The sequence below is a fragment of the Actinoplanes sp. NPDC051470 genome, from assembly GCF_040682035.1.
GTDB lineage: Bacteria > Actinomycetota > Actinomycetes > Mycobacteriales > Micromonosporaceae > Actinoplanes.
The window spans coordinates 194392-207886 of sequence record NZ_JBFBAA010000007.1; the positions used below are offsets into that span (position 1 = coordinate 194392).

A 13495-nucleotide genomic window follows, 5' to 3' on the forward strand; every position below is an offset into this window, starting at 1 on the left:
CCATCGAGGACGATTACGCTGCGGGCATCGGCCCGCCACGATACGTGACATGGCATTGGAGAAGCACGTCGAGTTCGAGGTCGGGCCACGGACCTACCGCGTCAAGCTGCGCCTCGGGAACAGCTACGACGTGCACGGGTTCAACGCGCTGATGCAGCAGGTCGGCATCTACGACGACCTCATCACGGGCGAGAAGCTGTTCGTCAACTGGAGCAACATCTCGGTCATCCGCTTCCGTGACGCCACCGACTGACGGGCCGGTCACCAGCTCATCGGCTGCCATCGGCGGCGACGGCGCCACTGCTCGTCGCCGGTGCGAACGGCACGCAGGAAGTCACCGGGCCCGGTCGATGGCGGTGACCAGGTCGGACTTGGTGGCCTTGACCGGGTGATCGTTGACGAGGACGGCGGGGACGGTCTCGACCCCGTTGGCGTGGGCGGCGGCGGTGGCGTCGTTCACCCAGGCGCGTTTCCGGCCTTCGGCGATGCAGTAGTCCCAGTCGGCGCCCAGGCCCAGGGCGTGGCCGGCGATGGCCAGCTCGCGGTCGGTCGGGCCGGCCGTGTTCTCGCCGGGCTGATGGCTCAGCAGGTAGCTGTGGAACTCCAGGGTCTTGCCCTGCTCGTGGGCGCAGGCCACGGCCGCGGCCGAGCGGGTGGAGTACTCGTTGGTGGAGCGACGGTCGGTGAACGCCACCGGGTGGATGTTCAGGGTCACCCGGTCGGCGGCCAGGTAGGTGGTCAGGGAATCGCCGGTCAGTTCCTCGAACCTGGCGCACGGCGCGCACTGGTAGTCGACGTAGACGTCCACCCGCACCGGGCCGGCGCCGACGGCCAGGCCCTCGACCGCGTCGGGCGGGAGGGACGGCGTGACCGGCGCCGACGGGTCCGGCCGGGAGACCACCCAGACGGCCACACCACCGGCGACCAGCATGCCTACGACGGCCACCGCGGCCACGGCCAGCAGGACCAGGTGCGAGGTCGCGAAACGGGATCGCGCCGGCGCCGGCGCGACCGGGCCGGGGACCGGCGGCGGCAGGTGGATCGTGGGCGCGCCGGAAAGCGGCGCCGGCTGTTGAACCGTCGGCGCGCCGGAAAGCGGCGGCGCCTGTGGGGCCGTGGGCGGGCCGGAAAGCGGCGGCGGGAAACCCTCGCCCGTGTGATAGGGATCCTGCGGCGGCGGGTAGGACGGCGGCTGATCCGGATCCGGATTCATCACGCCCACCATTGTCGCCGGGTGATGCCAGGTGCGGGCGTACCCGTCGGTGGCTATTCTGGGCCCGTGATCAGCGTGCGCCGTGACCGACGCCGGGCCCTGCCCGACCGTCCGCGCTGACCCATGTCTCCCGCCGGCGGGCTCGTCTCCGCCGGTCCTTCCCCGCGCAGCGATCCCGCCACAACACCGAGGATCGCTGATGAATCTCGAAGCACTGCTCGCCGATCGGCTGGCCGCCGCGTTCGCCGCGGTCGCCGGGCATCCGGTGGACCCGGCGGTGCGCCGCTCGCCGCACGCCGACTACGCCAGCGGCGCCGCCCTCCAGCTGGCCCGCGAGCTGAACGCGAGCCCGCGTGACGTGGCGGCCGAGGTGGCCCGCAAAGCCGACCTGGCCGGCATCGCGACGGCCGAGGTGTCGGGGCCGGGCTTCGTCAACCTGACCGTGGCCGACGAGCTGCTGGCCCGGGAACGGCCCGAGTTCCCGAAGGCCGCCACGCCGCAGACCGTGGTGATCGACTACTCGGCGCCCAACGTGGCCAAGGAGATGCAGGTCCACCACCTGCGGTCGACCGTGATCGGCGACGCGGTGGCCCGGCTGCTGGTGCGGCTGGGCCATGACGTGCGGCGGGCCAACCACCTCGGTGACTGGGGTACGCCGTTCGGCATGCTCGTCGAGCACCTCCTTGACGGCGGCGAGCTCAGCACCGACGACCTGACCGGCTTCTACCAGGCGGCGCGGGCCCGGTTCGACACCGACGAGGACTTCAAGCGGCGGGCCCGGCTGCGGGTCGTGGCCCTGCAGAGCGGGGACGAGCCGACGCTCGCCACCTGGCGCCGGCTGGTCGGTGTGTCGAAGAAACACTTCATGGCGGCGTACGCACGCATGGGCGTGACCCTCACCGAGGGTGACTTCGTCGGCGAGAGCTTCTACAACGACGACCTGCCTCGCGTGGTCGACGAACTGCACGCCAAGGGCCTGCTGCGGGTCAGCGGGGGCGCGTTGTGCGCGTTCCCCGAGGGCTTCACCGGCCGTGACGGCGAGCCGGTCCCGTTGATCGTGCGCAAGAGCGACGGCGGTTTCGGGTACGCGGCCACGGATCTGGCCGCGGTCCGGTACCGGGTGGGAACGCTCGGGGCCGACCGGCTGCTCTACGTCGTCGGGGCGCCGCAGCGTACCCATTTCCAGATGGTCTGGGCGGTGGCGCGGGCGGCGGGCTGGCTGCCGGACGACGTGCCGGTCGAACATCTGGCCTTCGGGTCGATCCTGGGCACCGACGGCAAGATGCTCAAGAGCCGGTCCGGCGAGACCGTGCGGCTGTCGGCGCTGATCGACGAGGCGGTGCGGCGGGCGGCCGAGCTGACCGGCGACGGGACCACCGCTGAGGCGGTCGGCATGGGCGCGATCAAGTACGCCGACCTGTCCACCGACCGGCGCACCGACTACGTCTTCGACCCCGAACGGATGCTCGCGCTCACCGGCAACACGGGCCCCTACCTGCAGATGGCGTACGCCAGGATCCGATCGATCCTGGAGAAGGCCGGCGAGACGCGGCCCGGACCGGTGATCATCGAGCACCCGAAGGAGCGGGCGCTGGCGCTGGAACTGCTCGCCTTCGAAGCCACCCTGGCCACGGTCGCCGAGACCCTGGAGTTCCACCGGCTGACCGCTTATCTGTACGCGCTGGCCAGCGCCTTCTCCACGTTCTACGAGGCGTGTCCGGTGCTCCGGAGCGCTCCGGGCGTACGGAGGAGCAGGTTGTCGCTCTGTGAGCGGACGGCCGAGACGCTACGGGAGGGGCTGGACCTCCTGGGTATCCGCACTCCCGAGCGCCTGTGAGCGGGTGAAGCGCTCGAGCCGGCCGAAGCCGGGCCAGATCCGCTCGGTCAGCGCGCGGGTGGCCAGCTGCTGACCGCTCGCGCGCCGGCGACGCTCGGCCAGCACCGCCGCCAGCAACATCCACGGCGGTGTGCCGGGCGGCGCCGGCTGCGGGATGCGGGCGATCATCTCGTCGGCCAGGCCGTTGGCGAAGCGGTGCGCGTACAGCGGCTTGATGTCCCTCGACCGCGCCAGGAAGTGCCGCGCGGCCAGCGCGAGGTCGTCGTCGACGCCGTTCAGGTCGGCGGCGGCGGCCCACCCGGCCAGGGGCAGGGGCATCGCGGGCATCCAGCCCCACTCGGCGGCCGACCGCTCGTGGATCACGAACGTGCCGGCGGCCAGGTCACCCAGCCGGCGGCCGTGCGGCGACAGGATCATCGTGGTCATGCTGACCACCCAGGTGACGAACGGCATGATCAGCCCCGGCCACTCCAGGGTCAGCCCGACCAGCGCGCGGGTCAGCGCGTGGCGCAGCCGGATCGGCCCGCCGTCGGCGCGGACGACCCGCAGGCCCAGGGCCCGCTTGCCCGGGCTGCGGCCGTTGGTGAAGGTCTCCACGATCGTCGGGTACGCCAGGACGACGACCACGATGATGACGATGACCAGGGCCTGGACCAGCGCCTCGTCCGCGAGGTCACCGAGGGCCAGGGGCGCGAACGACAACACCAGCACGAACAGCACCAGCGCCAGCACGAACTGGATCATGATGTCGATCAGCAGCGCGAGCGCGCGCGAGCCCAGCCGGGCATAGCGGATGTCGACCTCGACGGCTTCACCGTTGACGAGGCGGTCCGGGGCGCTCTGTTCGGTGCCGGGCACACGCCAAGTCAACACCACGGGGGCTATCCTCCGGCGGTGGACCTCGATGCGTACGTCGCTGAGCGCCGCGGCGAGTGGAATCGTCTTGAGGCGTTGACCCGCAAGCGCAAGCTCCGCCCCGACGAGGCCGACGAGCTGGTGCTGCTCTACCAGCGCGCGGCGACCCACCTCTCGGTGGTGCGCAGCCGCTCCCCCGACCCGGTGCTGGTCGCCGGCCTGTCCCGGCTGGTGCTCGCGGCCCGCGCGGCGATCACCGGCACCCGCCGGTTCTCCTGGGCGCCGATCGGCCGCTTCTTCACCACGACACTGCCCGGTGAGCTGTACCGCACCCGCTGGTGGTGGATCACGGTCAGCGTGGTGTGTGTGGTCGCCGGGACCGCGCTGGTGCAGTACGTCGCCGGCAACCCCGAGGTGGCCGGCCTGTTCATGAGCGAAGCCGAGATGAACCGCCTGGTCAGCAACGACTTCGTGGCGTACTACAGCGAATATCAGGCCCAGAACTTCGCGGCCCTGGTGTGGACGAACAACGCCTGGCTGACGGCACAGTGCCTGGCTTCCGGCGTACTCATCGTCCCGGTCTTCTACCTGCTCGGCAGCAACCTGCTCAACCTGGGCGTGGTCGGCGGGGTGATGGTCGGCTCCGGCTCCGGCGACACCTTCCTGACCTACCTCGCGCCGCACGGTCTGCTCGAGCTGACCTGCGTCTTCGTCGGCTCCGGGGTCGGCCTGCGGATCGGCTGGGCGTGGATCGCGCCGGGCCCGCACCGCACCCGCGCGCAGGCGCTGGGCGAGCGGGCCCGCAGCGGCATGCTGGTCGCGCTGGGCCTGGCGCTGGCCCTGTTCGTCTCGGGCCTGGTCGAGGCGTACGTGACCCCGTCGCCGCTGCCGGCCCCCCTGCGGATCGCCATCGGCGCGGTCGTCTGGCTCGGCTTCTTGGCGTACGCGCTGGTCCTCGGCCATTTCGCCCACCACCACCAGTCCTCCGCCGACCTCGACGAAGACCTGGGCGAGGCGGCCGTTCCTACTCGCTGATCCCCTATTCGGTGATCAAGAACGTGTAGACGCGGGTGATCACCCCGTCCGCGACGGTGGCGATGTCGACGCCACGGACCACCGCTTCTCCGGCCGGCCCGAACTGCCAGGCCAGGTAGCCCAGGTCATCGCTGACGCGGATCGGACCATCCGGGCGGAAGACGAATCCCGGTGCGCCGTCGAGGATGTGCTGCGCCTTGGCGTCCAGCGCCTGGTGGCCGACCACGGTCTCGTCCGGGTCGGAGAACCGCACCTCGGGCGCGTAGATCCGGGCGATCGCCGCCCGGCGCCGGTCGCCGTCACGCTCGTTGAAGACGTCCAGCAGGTTGCCCGCATCAGTTCCTCGATGCTCGCCATGTCACTTTCCTCCAGATAGGTTCGGGCCGTGAATTCCCTCGAGTTGCGTGCGTGGCGCGGCCTCATCGAGACGACCGCTCTCACACCCGCCCAGTTGGAGGCGCTCGCCGACGCCATGTACACCTTCCGCCATCACCTGGGAAATTCACATGACGCATCATGAATGGGAACCCCAGGCCACCGGGGTGGTGGCTCTGCCGTCCGGCCTGCTGATCCGCGGGCGGGGCCTGCGCGACCCGATGCCCGGCGGCCACGCCCCCACCTTCGGGGTCTACCTGCTGGGCGAGCCGCCACCGGAGTTCGGGTGGGAGAGCCGCTGGGTGGCCTGGCCCGACTTCCGCTTGCCGCGCGACCCCGCATACCTGCGTGCGGTCCTGAAGGAGGTCTTGACCCACGCGCGGGCGGGCCGGGCCGAACTGGCCTGCGGCGGCGGCCGGGGCCGAACCGGCACGGCGCTGGCCTGCCTGGCCATCCTCGACGGCGTTCCCCCCGGGTCGGCGGTCGCCTGGGTCCGCGAGCACTACCACCCGCGCGCCGTCGAAACACCGTGGCAGAAGCGGTTCGTCCGGTCGTGGTCGTGCGACGACGGCTGATCGCGCTGGCCGGGGTCGGCGCCTGCCTGGGGTTGGCCTTCGGGATCCGCCTGCTGACCGGCTCCGACGTCGTCGACAGTTCCGGCGCCCTGGCGCAAAATTCGGGGACGGCGCTGTACGCGTCAATGATCTACGCGGGCGTGTTCGTCCTGGCGCCGTCATCGCGGCCGGCGGTGGCGGCCGGCTTGGCGATCGCGTTCTGCTGGCTGATCGAACTCTTCCAACTGACCGGCATTCCGGCCGACCTGTCCGCGCGAAGCCTCCTGGCGCGCCTAGCCCTAGGCGTCACCTTCGACCCCAAAGACCTCCTCTGGTACGCCATAGGTGTCCTCCCCCTCCTGGCAATCCACAGTGCCCTGCTTCGCCTTCGACGCCGTTCCTGACGCTGGAGAGTGAAGGTCTTCTCCGCCATCGCGAGGAATCTCGCGCTCGCCCAAAGCCCCGTCGTGGCTCAAACGTCGTCGCTGAGTTCCTCAACCGTCGCGGAGATCGCTTCCAAGTCGCGCCTCGTCGCCCGGACGCAACGCGGCGGCGAGGTCCGCCACCCGCCGACCAGGCGAGGACTGCGCGGCAGACGACGGGTCGTTGGACCGAGGCGGCAGCGTCGGCACTGATCCCAGCGGCGGCTCGACGTGAAGGGGCTGGTCGGTCAAAACCCGCAGCACGCGCTCCACACCGGACGGGGCGAGGTCGCGCAGCTCGTAATACGTGGCGCCGGCGGGCAGCAGCCAGGTCGGGAGACCGTCGAGGCTCTCCGGGCAGGATCACCGGCACGATGGAGCGCAGGCCGCGATTTAATCGATCATGAAAGCCGCAAGAAAGTCGGCCTGAAGTAAAGATTTAGCACGCCTGCGCAATGAGCCGAAACAACGCATCGACCGGAATGCGCGGTCGAATCGCTGGCACCTAGCGGACAAGGCGCCGTTGCCACCGCCGCCGATTTCTAGGCTGATGCGATGACCAGACCGACGCGGACCGTGCCGCCGTGGCAGATCGTCGTGCCTGTCCTTCTATTCGGTGCCATCGTCGTCTTCGTCGTGGTGGTCGTGGTGGCCGCACTGGCCGGGGGCGACTTCAGCACAAGAGGGCTCCTTCCCAGCGCGGCCGTGGTGGCGGTGGCGACCGGGATCTCGATCGGGCTGTTGCGGCGATGGCGGATCGCCCGGTTCGTCGGGTTCCTGGCCGGCGTCGCGCTGGTCGTGCTCGGCCTGTACATCTACAGCCTGGACTCGACCTGGCTGGAACTGGTGGTGGGTCTGGGGATCGCCATACCGCTGGCCTCCCGGCCGGCCGAGCGGTGGACGCGAGGTGAATGACACATCATTCGCACAGGTCAGCCGGCCGGTCACCACCCGGGTCGAGGGTGGCACGAGTCGCCGCGGACGAAGCTGGAGATGGACGAGAGCGCGCGTACCCGCAAGCCCGGCAAGTTCGGGGCGGTGAAGTACGTCTACCCGGCCGACCGGATGGCCGAGCTGAGGTCCTGGTTCACCGGCGCGATCAGCGAGCGCCTGCCAGCGTGTCGGGTTCTGTACTGGACATGACGCCGGTCAGGGTGCCGAGGTAGTCCTCGACCCGCTCGGCCTGCTTGTCGTCGGCGAAGAGGAACTGCAGGCCGAGCTCGTGGCCGTCCTTGTTGACCAGCCGGGCCTGGACGGGGTGATCGCCGACGGTCGTCTCGACGACGTCGCCGGTGACCAGGCCGCCGGTCATCGACGGGTCGACCTGGATCCGCATGCCGCCGACCCCGACGTTGATCAGCGTGGCCGGCACCGGGTCGGCGCGGCCCGTCACTCGCAGCTCGATGGCGCCGGTCGCGGTGACCCGGTCGGTCTGGCGGCGTTCGAGCTGGGCGGCCAGGCCGGACATCTCCTCGACCTTCTCGATCGTGGTGCCCATCCGGTCGGCCAGCCGGGTGACCACGGCGCCCTGGTCGGCCGCGGTCGCCCGCAGGGACGTCGCCGCGTCGCCGACGCTGCCGATCCCGGTGACCATCGCCGAGATGGTGCCGGACATCTCGGCCGTGGCCCGTTCCAGCTCCTCGATCGTCTCGGCGATCTGCTCGGTCGACTGGGTGGTCGTGGTCGCCAGTTCCTTGACCTCGTCGGCGACCACGGTGAAGCCGAGGCCCAGCTCGCCCGCCCGGGCCGCCTCGATGGTGGCGTTCAGGGCCAGCAGGCGGGTCTGGCCGGCGATGCCCTTGACCAGCGCCGCGGTGGCCGCCACCCGGCGCAGCGACTGCTCCAGGGTGGAGATGGTCTCCTCGGCGTGCCGGGCGTGCTCGACCACGGTGCTGGTGGCGGCGTCGGTGGCCGAGATCTCCGAGTCGATCGTGTCGGCGGCGTGGCGTACGTCGGCGACCTGGGCGGTCACCTCGCGCAGTTCCTCGGCGATCACCGTGGTGGACTCGTCGATGATCGACTGGGCGCGGTCGCGGAGCCGCGTCTCGGCCTGGCGCTGGTGCAGGAAGCTGATCCGCAGCTGCTCCTCGCGTACCGACCGGGACGTGCCCAGTTCCTCCTCCTGCTGGACCAGCCGGGACCGCGCGGTGGTCAGCGCCTGACCGATGTCCCCGAGCTCGTCGCGGCCGGCGGGCAGCGGCCGTTCGGCGAAGTCACCCTCCGCGATCGCGGTCACGCCGATCACGGCCAGGGCCACATCGTGCCGGGTACGCCAGAGCACGCCGGCCGCGAGCCAGGCGGCCAGCACGAACCCGCCGAGCGTCACGACCAGCACGACGACCCGGCCGGAGGTGAAGCCGCCGATCCGGGTCTCCAACAGCCCCCGCAGCGCGTCCACGAGCGCGGGCACCGCGGCCTTGACCGCGTCGGCGGCCGCCGTGACATCCGCCGGTCCGGGGTTCTCCAGCGCCCCGGTCAGCGTGTCGGCCAGCGCGCCGACCGCGTCCGCGGCCACGCCCAGCGTCCGCAGCTCGTCGGCGAGGGAGCCGCGCGCGGTGGTGTCCACCGCGGTCTTGATGTCGGTCCGCAGGCTGTCCGCCGCCCCGGACAGGGTGCCCGCCCGTACGGCCTGCGCGGCCATCGCGTCGCTGGTGCCGGCCCGTTCCGCGGTGGCCGCCTCGTACGCCGCCAGCAGCACCTTGGGCAGCTGCACGATCTGGGCGTCCATCACGTAGAACGAGTCGAGGTCAGGGTCGAGGATCAGGTTGGAGTTGTTGCCGGTCTCGGTGACCAGGGCGCCCAGCGCGGCCACCACGGCGGCCCGGTCGGTGGCGGCGGGCAGCGTCGTGGTCAGCTTCAGCTCGGGATGAGCGGCCATGGCCGCCTGCACGGGGCCCAGGTCGGGCGTACGCCCGGCGATCGTGTCGGCCAGCGCGACCAGCGCCGTCTCGACCACGTCGGTCCCCTCGGCCTCCATCGCACTGAACTGGATCTTGGCGTTGACCTCGGAGGTGTAGGCCCAGGTGGCCACGATCCCGGGCACCATCAGGACCAGGACCAGGACCCCGAGACGCATGCTGGTCCGCATCCGGTCCGCGGCGAGCAGCACGGGACGCAGCAGCACCGGAGCAGCAGCGACCGACATGCCCCGATTCCACCACGTTCGACGTGAATCCGAGTCGGTTCTCCGGAGCCGCCCTCTACCCTTGGGCGATGAGTATCGTCGTCGTGCGGTCCTTCGGCGTTAACGCGGCGGCTGAGGCGGTGCTCGAGTACCTCCGAGATTTCCGGCATACCGAGGAGTGGGACCCGGCCACGCGGCGGAGCGAGCGGATCGATGCCGGCCCGATCGGTGTCGGCAGCCGGTGGCGCAACGAGTCGCGGGTGCTGGGCGTGACCTCGGAGCTGACGTACACGCTGTGTCACGCCGAGACAGACCGGCTGGTCTTCATCGGGCGCAACGAGACGGCCACCGCGACCGGCACCTTCACCGTGGTGCCGATCCCGCCGGGCAGCCACATCACCTACCACCTCGATCTGGAGATGCACGGGGTGGCGAAGCTGGCCACCCCGGTGGTGAAGGCCGAGTTCGAGAAGCTGGGCAACCAGAGCGCGGTCCGGCTGGCCGAGGTGCTGCAACCGGCCCTCGAGACATAGGCAGTTACCGACCGGGGCGTGCGGAGTTAGACCATGCGGCAGAGTCCGCGACCGAGAGGCACGCCCGATGAGAGTCCGATCCGGCTGGCGGCTGACCGGCCCCCGCCGGCGCGCCGAGGGCCGCCCGCACGCCTACTACCTGGCGATCGGTTTCCCACCGGCGGCGAAGAGCTGCGCGTACCGGATGCGGGAGACCGCCAACCAGCTGTACGCGTACGGCTGGGACGTCACCGTCATCACCATCCGGCAGGAGTCGTGGGAGCGGGAGTTCGGGCTGGACCACACGCTGTCCGAGGCGGTGCACCCGGCGATCCGGATCGTCGAGCTGCCGCTGGTCCGCGACGATCTGCTCACCGACCTCCGGCAGTTCTCCAAGGAGCGGTCGCTGGACCCGGCCCGCTGGATCCGCGAGCGCCGCGCGAAGGACCTGACCGTGTTCCCCGAGCCGGTGTTCGGCGGCTGGCGCCCGGTCCTCGAGGAGGCGATCCTCGAGCTGCACCGGAAGGACCCGGCCGACCTGCTGGTCACGACCTGCGTCCCGTACGTGAACATCGCCGCCACCCTGCGCCTGCACGAGGTGGCCGGCGTGCCGTACGCGGTGGACTTCCGGGACGGCTGGTCGATCGACGTGATCGGTGGTGCCGAGGCGTTCCCGCCGGACTCGGAGGCCGGGCGCTGGGAGGCCCGGCTGCTGCGCGGCGCGACGAAGTTCTGGTGCGTGAACGAGCCGATCGCCGACCACTACCGCGCGCGCTATCCGGAGCTCGGCCCGAAGATCGAGGTCGTCCGCAACGGATTCGATCCGGACAGCGTTCCGGCGCGGACGCGTACCCCGGACCCGGCGAATTTGATCTTCGGTTATCTGGGTTCGGTCAACTTCAAGGCGGACTTCCTGGCCACCATGTTGGACGCCTGGCGGGCCGCCCGCGCCGCCGACCCGCTGATCGCGCGGGCGACGCTGGACTTCCGCGGGCACATCGGCGCGGGCGCGACCCGGGAGGACACCGCGCACGTCGAGTTGCTGCGGGCGGCCGCGGGCGACGGGGTCCGGTTCGGCGGCGCGGTGCCCAAGACGCGGGTCGCCGAGACGTACGGCGGCTGGGACGTGCTCGCCCTGGTGCTGGTCGGCGGACGCTACGTCACCTCGGGAAAGGTCTACGAGGTGGCGGCGAGCGGGCTGCCGGTGCTCTCCGTGCACGACGCCGACCACGACGCCTGCACCGTGCTCAGCGGCAACCCGCTGTGGACGGGCGTGGCCGCTCCGATCGCCGAGCGGATCCGGCGGGCCGCCCGCCTGGCCCTGGACGCCACCCCGGAACAACGCGCCGAGGCCCGGCGGACGGCCGCCCGCTACCAACGCGCGGCGCAGATCGCCCCGGCCGTGGCCCGGCTGAGCGAGGCCGTGCGGGAGAGGGCAGCCGCATGATCAACGTGCTGGTGGTGGCCGCGGCCGCGCCGGGACGCCCGGCCGTCCTCGCCGAGTCGATGCGCCGGCTGGCCGAGGCGGGCGCGGCGGTCACGCTCATCGTGGGCGACGACCTCGCGTACTCCCGGCGCTACCGCACGATGCCCGGCACGAACGGCCAGAAGCTGTGGTGGCGGGCGATGGGCGACGGCAAGCTGCGGACGGCGGCGGCCCGGGCCGACGTGCTGGTCGCCCTGGACGCGGTCGCGGTGCACACGGTCTGGCAGCTGGCCCGGCGGCATCGGGGCGCGGACGCGGTGCTCGGCCTCACCCCCGCGCTGCGCCGCGTCGAGGCCCGCGCGGCCGGCGGCATGGGCCTGCGGGTGCGGCGGCTGCTGGTCCGCGGTCCTTCCGTCGGGTACGTACGGGAAGCCGTCGCGCGCCGGGTCAAGGGGTACGGCCGGGCCGCCGCCCGCCACGCCACCGGTTCGGCCGTGCAGGGCACCCGCCTCGGCCGGGTGGCCTGGAGCAGCGCCCTGACCAGCCTCCCGATGCCCGCCCGGGCCCGGTTGCCGCTGGCCCGCCGGGTGGCCGACGGGATGGCCCGGGCCGGGTACGCCGACCAGGCCGGCACCACGCTCACCGCGGCCGTCCGCCGGGTGCCGCAGCCCCGGCGCCGCGCCCGCTTCCTCAGCACGCCGGCCCTGAACGAGCTGACCGCCGGGCGCATCCCGACGTACCTGCACGAAGCCGCCGCGGCCGAGCTCGCCGACGCCGACGCCCTGCTGACCGGTCCGGCCCCCGGACCGGCCGCCGCGGCCGTGCAGCGGGCCGCGAAGCTGCTCTTCCACCGGGTCCTGCACTACGACTCGCTGACCTCACCGGCGGCCGAGGACCCGGCCGCGTTCCTCGCCCCGTGGCACCGCAGCGCGACCTGCCGCGCGCTGGCCGCGCCGAGAGGTCGCACCGGCCGGCCCGCCCCCGTTCCCAAGAACCGCCCGGCGCGGCTGCTGTTCCTCTACCGCATCAACGACAACTTCCTGAAGGTCCTGCGGGACCGGTACGCCGCCCGGGACGACGTCGAGGTGCGCTGCGTCAACGTGCACGCCGACGAGCGGCTGGAGAGCGCGGCGATCGAACCGCAGCAGTACGCCGAGCACGTGCTGGGCGGCGCCCCGGACTACGTGGCGCCGGTCGCCGAGGCGCTCCGCCCCCACCTGGACTGGGCCGACACCGTCTTCGTGGACTGGTTCTCCCCCGCCGCCGGGCTGCTCACGCTGCTCGACCCGGGGAGCACCCGGGTGGTCGTACGGCTGCACAGCTTCGAGGTCTTCGACATCTGGCCCCAGCTGGCCGACCTGAGCCGGGTGGACGACCTGGTCTTCGTCTCCGAGCACCTGCGCCGCTACGCCCGGTCGATCCTGCCCGGCCTGGACGAGCCGGGCGGCCCGCGCACCCGGGTCCTGCCGCACCCGGCCGACCTGAATGGCTTCGCCCGGCCCAAGCCGCCGTCGGCCCGCTTCGCGCTCGGCCTGATCGGGGTGAGCGCGATCGCCAAGGACCCACGCTGGGCGATCGACGTGCTGCGGCGGCTCCGGGCCGAGGACGAGCGCTACCACCTGCTGCTGATCGGGGCCGACCTGCGCGGCGACACGAGCGCCGCGGCCCGGCGCTACCGGCGGGCCTACGAGGAGGACCTGGCCGAACTGGAGCCGGTGGGCGCGGTCCGGCGGCTGGGCCAGACCGACGACGTGCCCCGGGCGCTGACCGAGGTCGGCACCGTCCTGAGCAGCTCGGTGCGGGAGAGCTTCCACTGGGGACTCGCCGAGGGCGCGGCCAGCCACGCGGTGCCGGTGGTCCGGGACTGGCCGTTCTTCCCGGGCGCCGCCGCCCAGCTGTTCCCGCCCGAGTGGGTGGCGGCCGACCCGGCCGCGGCGGCAGCCCGGATCCTGGCCGCCACGGCGACCGAGGAGGCGTGGCGGAAGGCCGGCGCCGAGGCGGCGGCGCACGCCATGGCCACCTGGGACCAGTCGGTGACCGCCTCGGCCTACGACCGGTTGTTCGGGGTGTCGGGCTTACCTACCAACTAGTCGGTAACCGGGGCGGCCCGGCGCGAAGAGCAGCTCGCCGTCCTACCTACCG

Annotated in this window: 14 protein-coding genes; 10 read left to right on the forward strand and 4 right to left on the reverse strand. The window is 72.1% G+C overall.

The window, feature by feature from the left end; translation table 11 throughout:
• The first annotated feature begins 49 nt into the window (after positions 1-49).
• The gene (locus tag AB0M54_RS15480; protein WP_364320919.1) at positions 50-253 is read left to right on the forward strand and encodes a hypothetical protein; all 204 of its coding nucleotides are present in this window, start codon (positions 50-52) and stop codon (positions 251-253) included.
• An 81-nt stretch (positions 254-334) separates the two neighbouring features.
• On the opposite strand, the gene AB0M54_RS15485 is transcribed toward AB0M54_RS15480, so the two are convergent.
• Positions 335-1213 carry a thioredoxin domain-containing protein gene (locus tag AB0M54_RS15485; protein WP_364320916.1) on the reverse strand — a complete coding sequence of 293 codons (879 nt, stop codon included), beginning with the start codon at positions 1211-1213 and terminating at the stop codon, positions 335-337.
• Between the two features lie 199 nt (positions 1214-1412).
• Here AB0M54_RS15485 and argS point away from each other — a divergent pair, with 199 nt between their 5' ends.
• Positions 1413-3050: an arginine--tRNA ligase gene (argS, locus tag AB0M54_RS15490; protein WP_364320913.1), complete on the forward strand. Its 1638-nt coding sequence runs from the start codon at positions 1413-1415 to the stop codon at positions 3048-3050.
• On the opposite strand, the gene AB0M54_RS15495 is transcribed toward argS, so the two are convergent.
• Positions 3000-3908: an RDD family protein gene (locus AB0M54_RS15495; protein ID WP_364320910.1), complete on the reverse strand. Its 909-nt coding sequence runs from the start codon at positions 3906-3908 to the stop codon at positions 3000-3002. The two genes, argS and AB0M54_RS15495, sit on opposite strands and share 51 nt — an antisense overlap.
• Before the next feature lie 36 nt (positions 3909-3944).
• On the opposite strand from AB0M54_RS15495, the gene AB0M54_RS15500 reads away from it, so the two are divergent.
• Positions 3945-4940, forward strand: a complete 996-nt coding sequence (locus AB0M54_RS15500) for a stage II sporulation protein M (RefSeq protein ID WP_364320907.1) — start codon at positions 3945-3947, stop codon at positions 4938-4940.
• Between the two features lie 4 nt (positions 4941-4944).
• On the opposite strand, the gene AB0M54_RS15505 is transcribed toward AB0M54_RS15500, so the two are convergent.
• Complete coding sequence (locus AB0M54_RS15505) at positions 4945-5265, reverse strand: nuclear transport factor 2 family protein (protein WP_364471828.1); 321 nt, start codon at positions 5263-5265, stop codon at positions 4945-4947.
• 181 nt (positions 5266-5446) lie between these two features.
• On the opposite strand from AB0M54_RS15505, the gene AB0M54_RS15510 reads away from it, so the two are divergent.
• From AB0M54_RS15510 to AB0M54_RS15525, 4 genes are all read left to right on the forward strand, one after another.
• Positions 5447-5890: a protein phosphatase gene (locus AB0M54_RS15510; RefSeq protein ID WP_364471617.1), complete on the forward strand. Its 444-nt coding sequence runs from the start codon at positions 5447-5449 to the stop codon at positions 5888-5890.
• Positions 5875-6273 (forward strand): DUF2809 domain-containing protein, encoded by a 399-nt coding sequence (locus AB0M54_RS15515; RefSeq protein ID WP_364471620.1) that lies wholly within the window; start codon positions 5875-5877, stop codon positions 6271-6273. The genes AB0M54_RS15510 and AB0M54_RS15515 overlap by 16 nt, the downstream gene beginning before the upstream one ends.
• A 573-nt stretch (positions 6274-6846) precedes the next feature.
• A complete protein-coding gene (locus AB0M54_RS15520) occupies positions 6847-7206 on the forward strand; it encodes a hypothetical protein (RefSeq protein WP_364471623.1) in 360 nt (119 codons plus the stop codon).
• Positions 7207-7284: 78 nt separating this feature from the next.
• On the forward strand, positions 7285-7434 hold the full coding sequence (locus tag AB0M54_RS15525; RefSeq protein WP_364320890.1) for a spore photoproduct lyase family protein: 150 nt from the start codon (positions 7285-7287) through the stop codon (positions 7432-7434).
• Here the strand turns inward: AB0M54_RS15525 and AB0M54_RS15530 are convergent.
• Entirely contained in the window at positions 7391-9436 is a 2046-nt protein-coding gene (locus tag AB0M54_RS15530; RefSeq protein WP_364320887.1) for a methyl-accepting chemotaxis protein, read from the reverse strand. The genes AB0M54_RS15525 and AB0M54_RS15530 overlap by 44 nt on opposite strands.
• A 68-nt stretch (positions 9437-9504) precedes the next feature.
• Between AB0M54_RS15530 and AB0M54_RS15535 the strand changes: the two genes are divergently transcribed.
• The 3 genes from AB0M54_RS15535 to AB0M54_RS15545 all read left to right on the forward strand — a co-directional run bounded on the left by AB0M54_RS15535 (position 9505) and on the right by AB0M54_RS15545 (position 13443).
• The gene (locus AB0M54_RS15535; RefSeq protein ID WP_364320884.1) at positions 9505-9948 is read left to right on the forward strand and encodes an SRPBCC family protein; all 444 of its coding nucleotides are present in this window, start codon (positions 9505-9507) and stop codon (positions 9946-9948) included.
• A gap of 67 nt (positions 9949-10015) precedes the next feature.
• Entirely contained in the window at positions 10016-11374 is a 1359-nt protein-coding gene (locus AB0M54_RS15540) for a glycosyl transferase (RefSeq protein ID WP_364320881.1), read from the forward strand.
• Entirely contained in the window at positions 11371-13443 is a 2073-nt protein-coding gene (locus AB0M54_RS15545; protein WP_364471625.1) for a glycosyltransferase family 1 protein, read from the forward strand. The genes AB0M54_RS15540 and AB0M54_RS15545 overlap by 4 nt, the downstream gene beginning before the upstream one ends.
• Positions 13444-13495: the final 52 nt, after the last annotated feature.

Coding starts and splice junctions, on each gene's coding strand:
- AB0M54_RS15480 (WP_364320919.1), top strand. CDS start 50: ATGGCATTGGAGAAGCACGTCGAGTTCGAGGTCGGGCCACGGACCTAC.
- AB0M54_RS15485 (WP_364320916.1), bottom strand. CDS start 1,213: ATGAATCCGGATCCGGATCAGCCGCCGTCCTACCCGCCGCCGCAGGAT.
- argS (WP_364320913.1), top strand. CDS start 1,413: ATGAATCTCGAAGCACTGCTCGCCGATCGGCTGGCCGCCGCGTTCGCC.
- AB0M54_RS15510 (WP_364471617.1), top strand. CDS start 5,447: ATGACGCATCATGAATGGGAACCCCAGGCCACCGGGGTGGTGGCTCTG.
- AB0M54_RS15520 (WP_364471623.1), top strand. CDS start 6,847: ATGACCAGACCGACGCGGACCGTGCCGCCGTGGCAGATCGTCGTGCCT.
- AB0M54_RS15525 (WP_364320890.1), top strand. CDS start 7,285: ATGGACGAGAGCGCGCGTACCCGCAAGCCCGGCAAGTTCGGGGCGGTG.
- AB0M54_RS15530 (WP_364320887.1), bottom strand. CDS start 9,436: ATGTCGGTCGCTGCTGCTCCGGTGCTGCTGCGTCCCGTGCTGCTCGCC.
- AB0M54_RS15535 (WP_364320884.1), top strand. CDS start 9,505: ATGAGTATCGTCGTCGTGCGGTCCTTCGGCGTTAACGCGGCGGCTGAG.
- AB0M54_RS15540 (WP_364320881.1), top strand. CDS start 10,016: ATGAGAGTCCGATCCGGCTGGCGGCTGACCGGCCCCCGCCGGCGCGCC.
- AB0M54_RS15545 (WP_364471625.1), top strand. CDS start 11,371: ATGATCAACGTGCTGGTGGTGGCCGCGGCCGCGCCGGGACGCCCGGCC.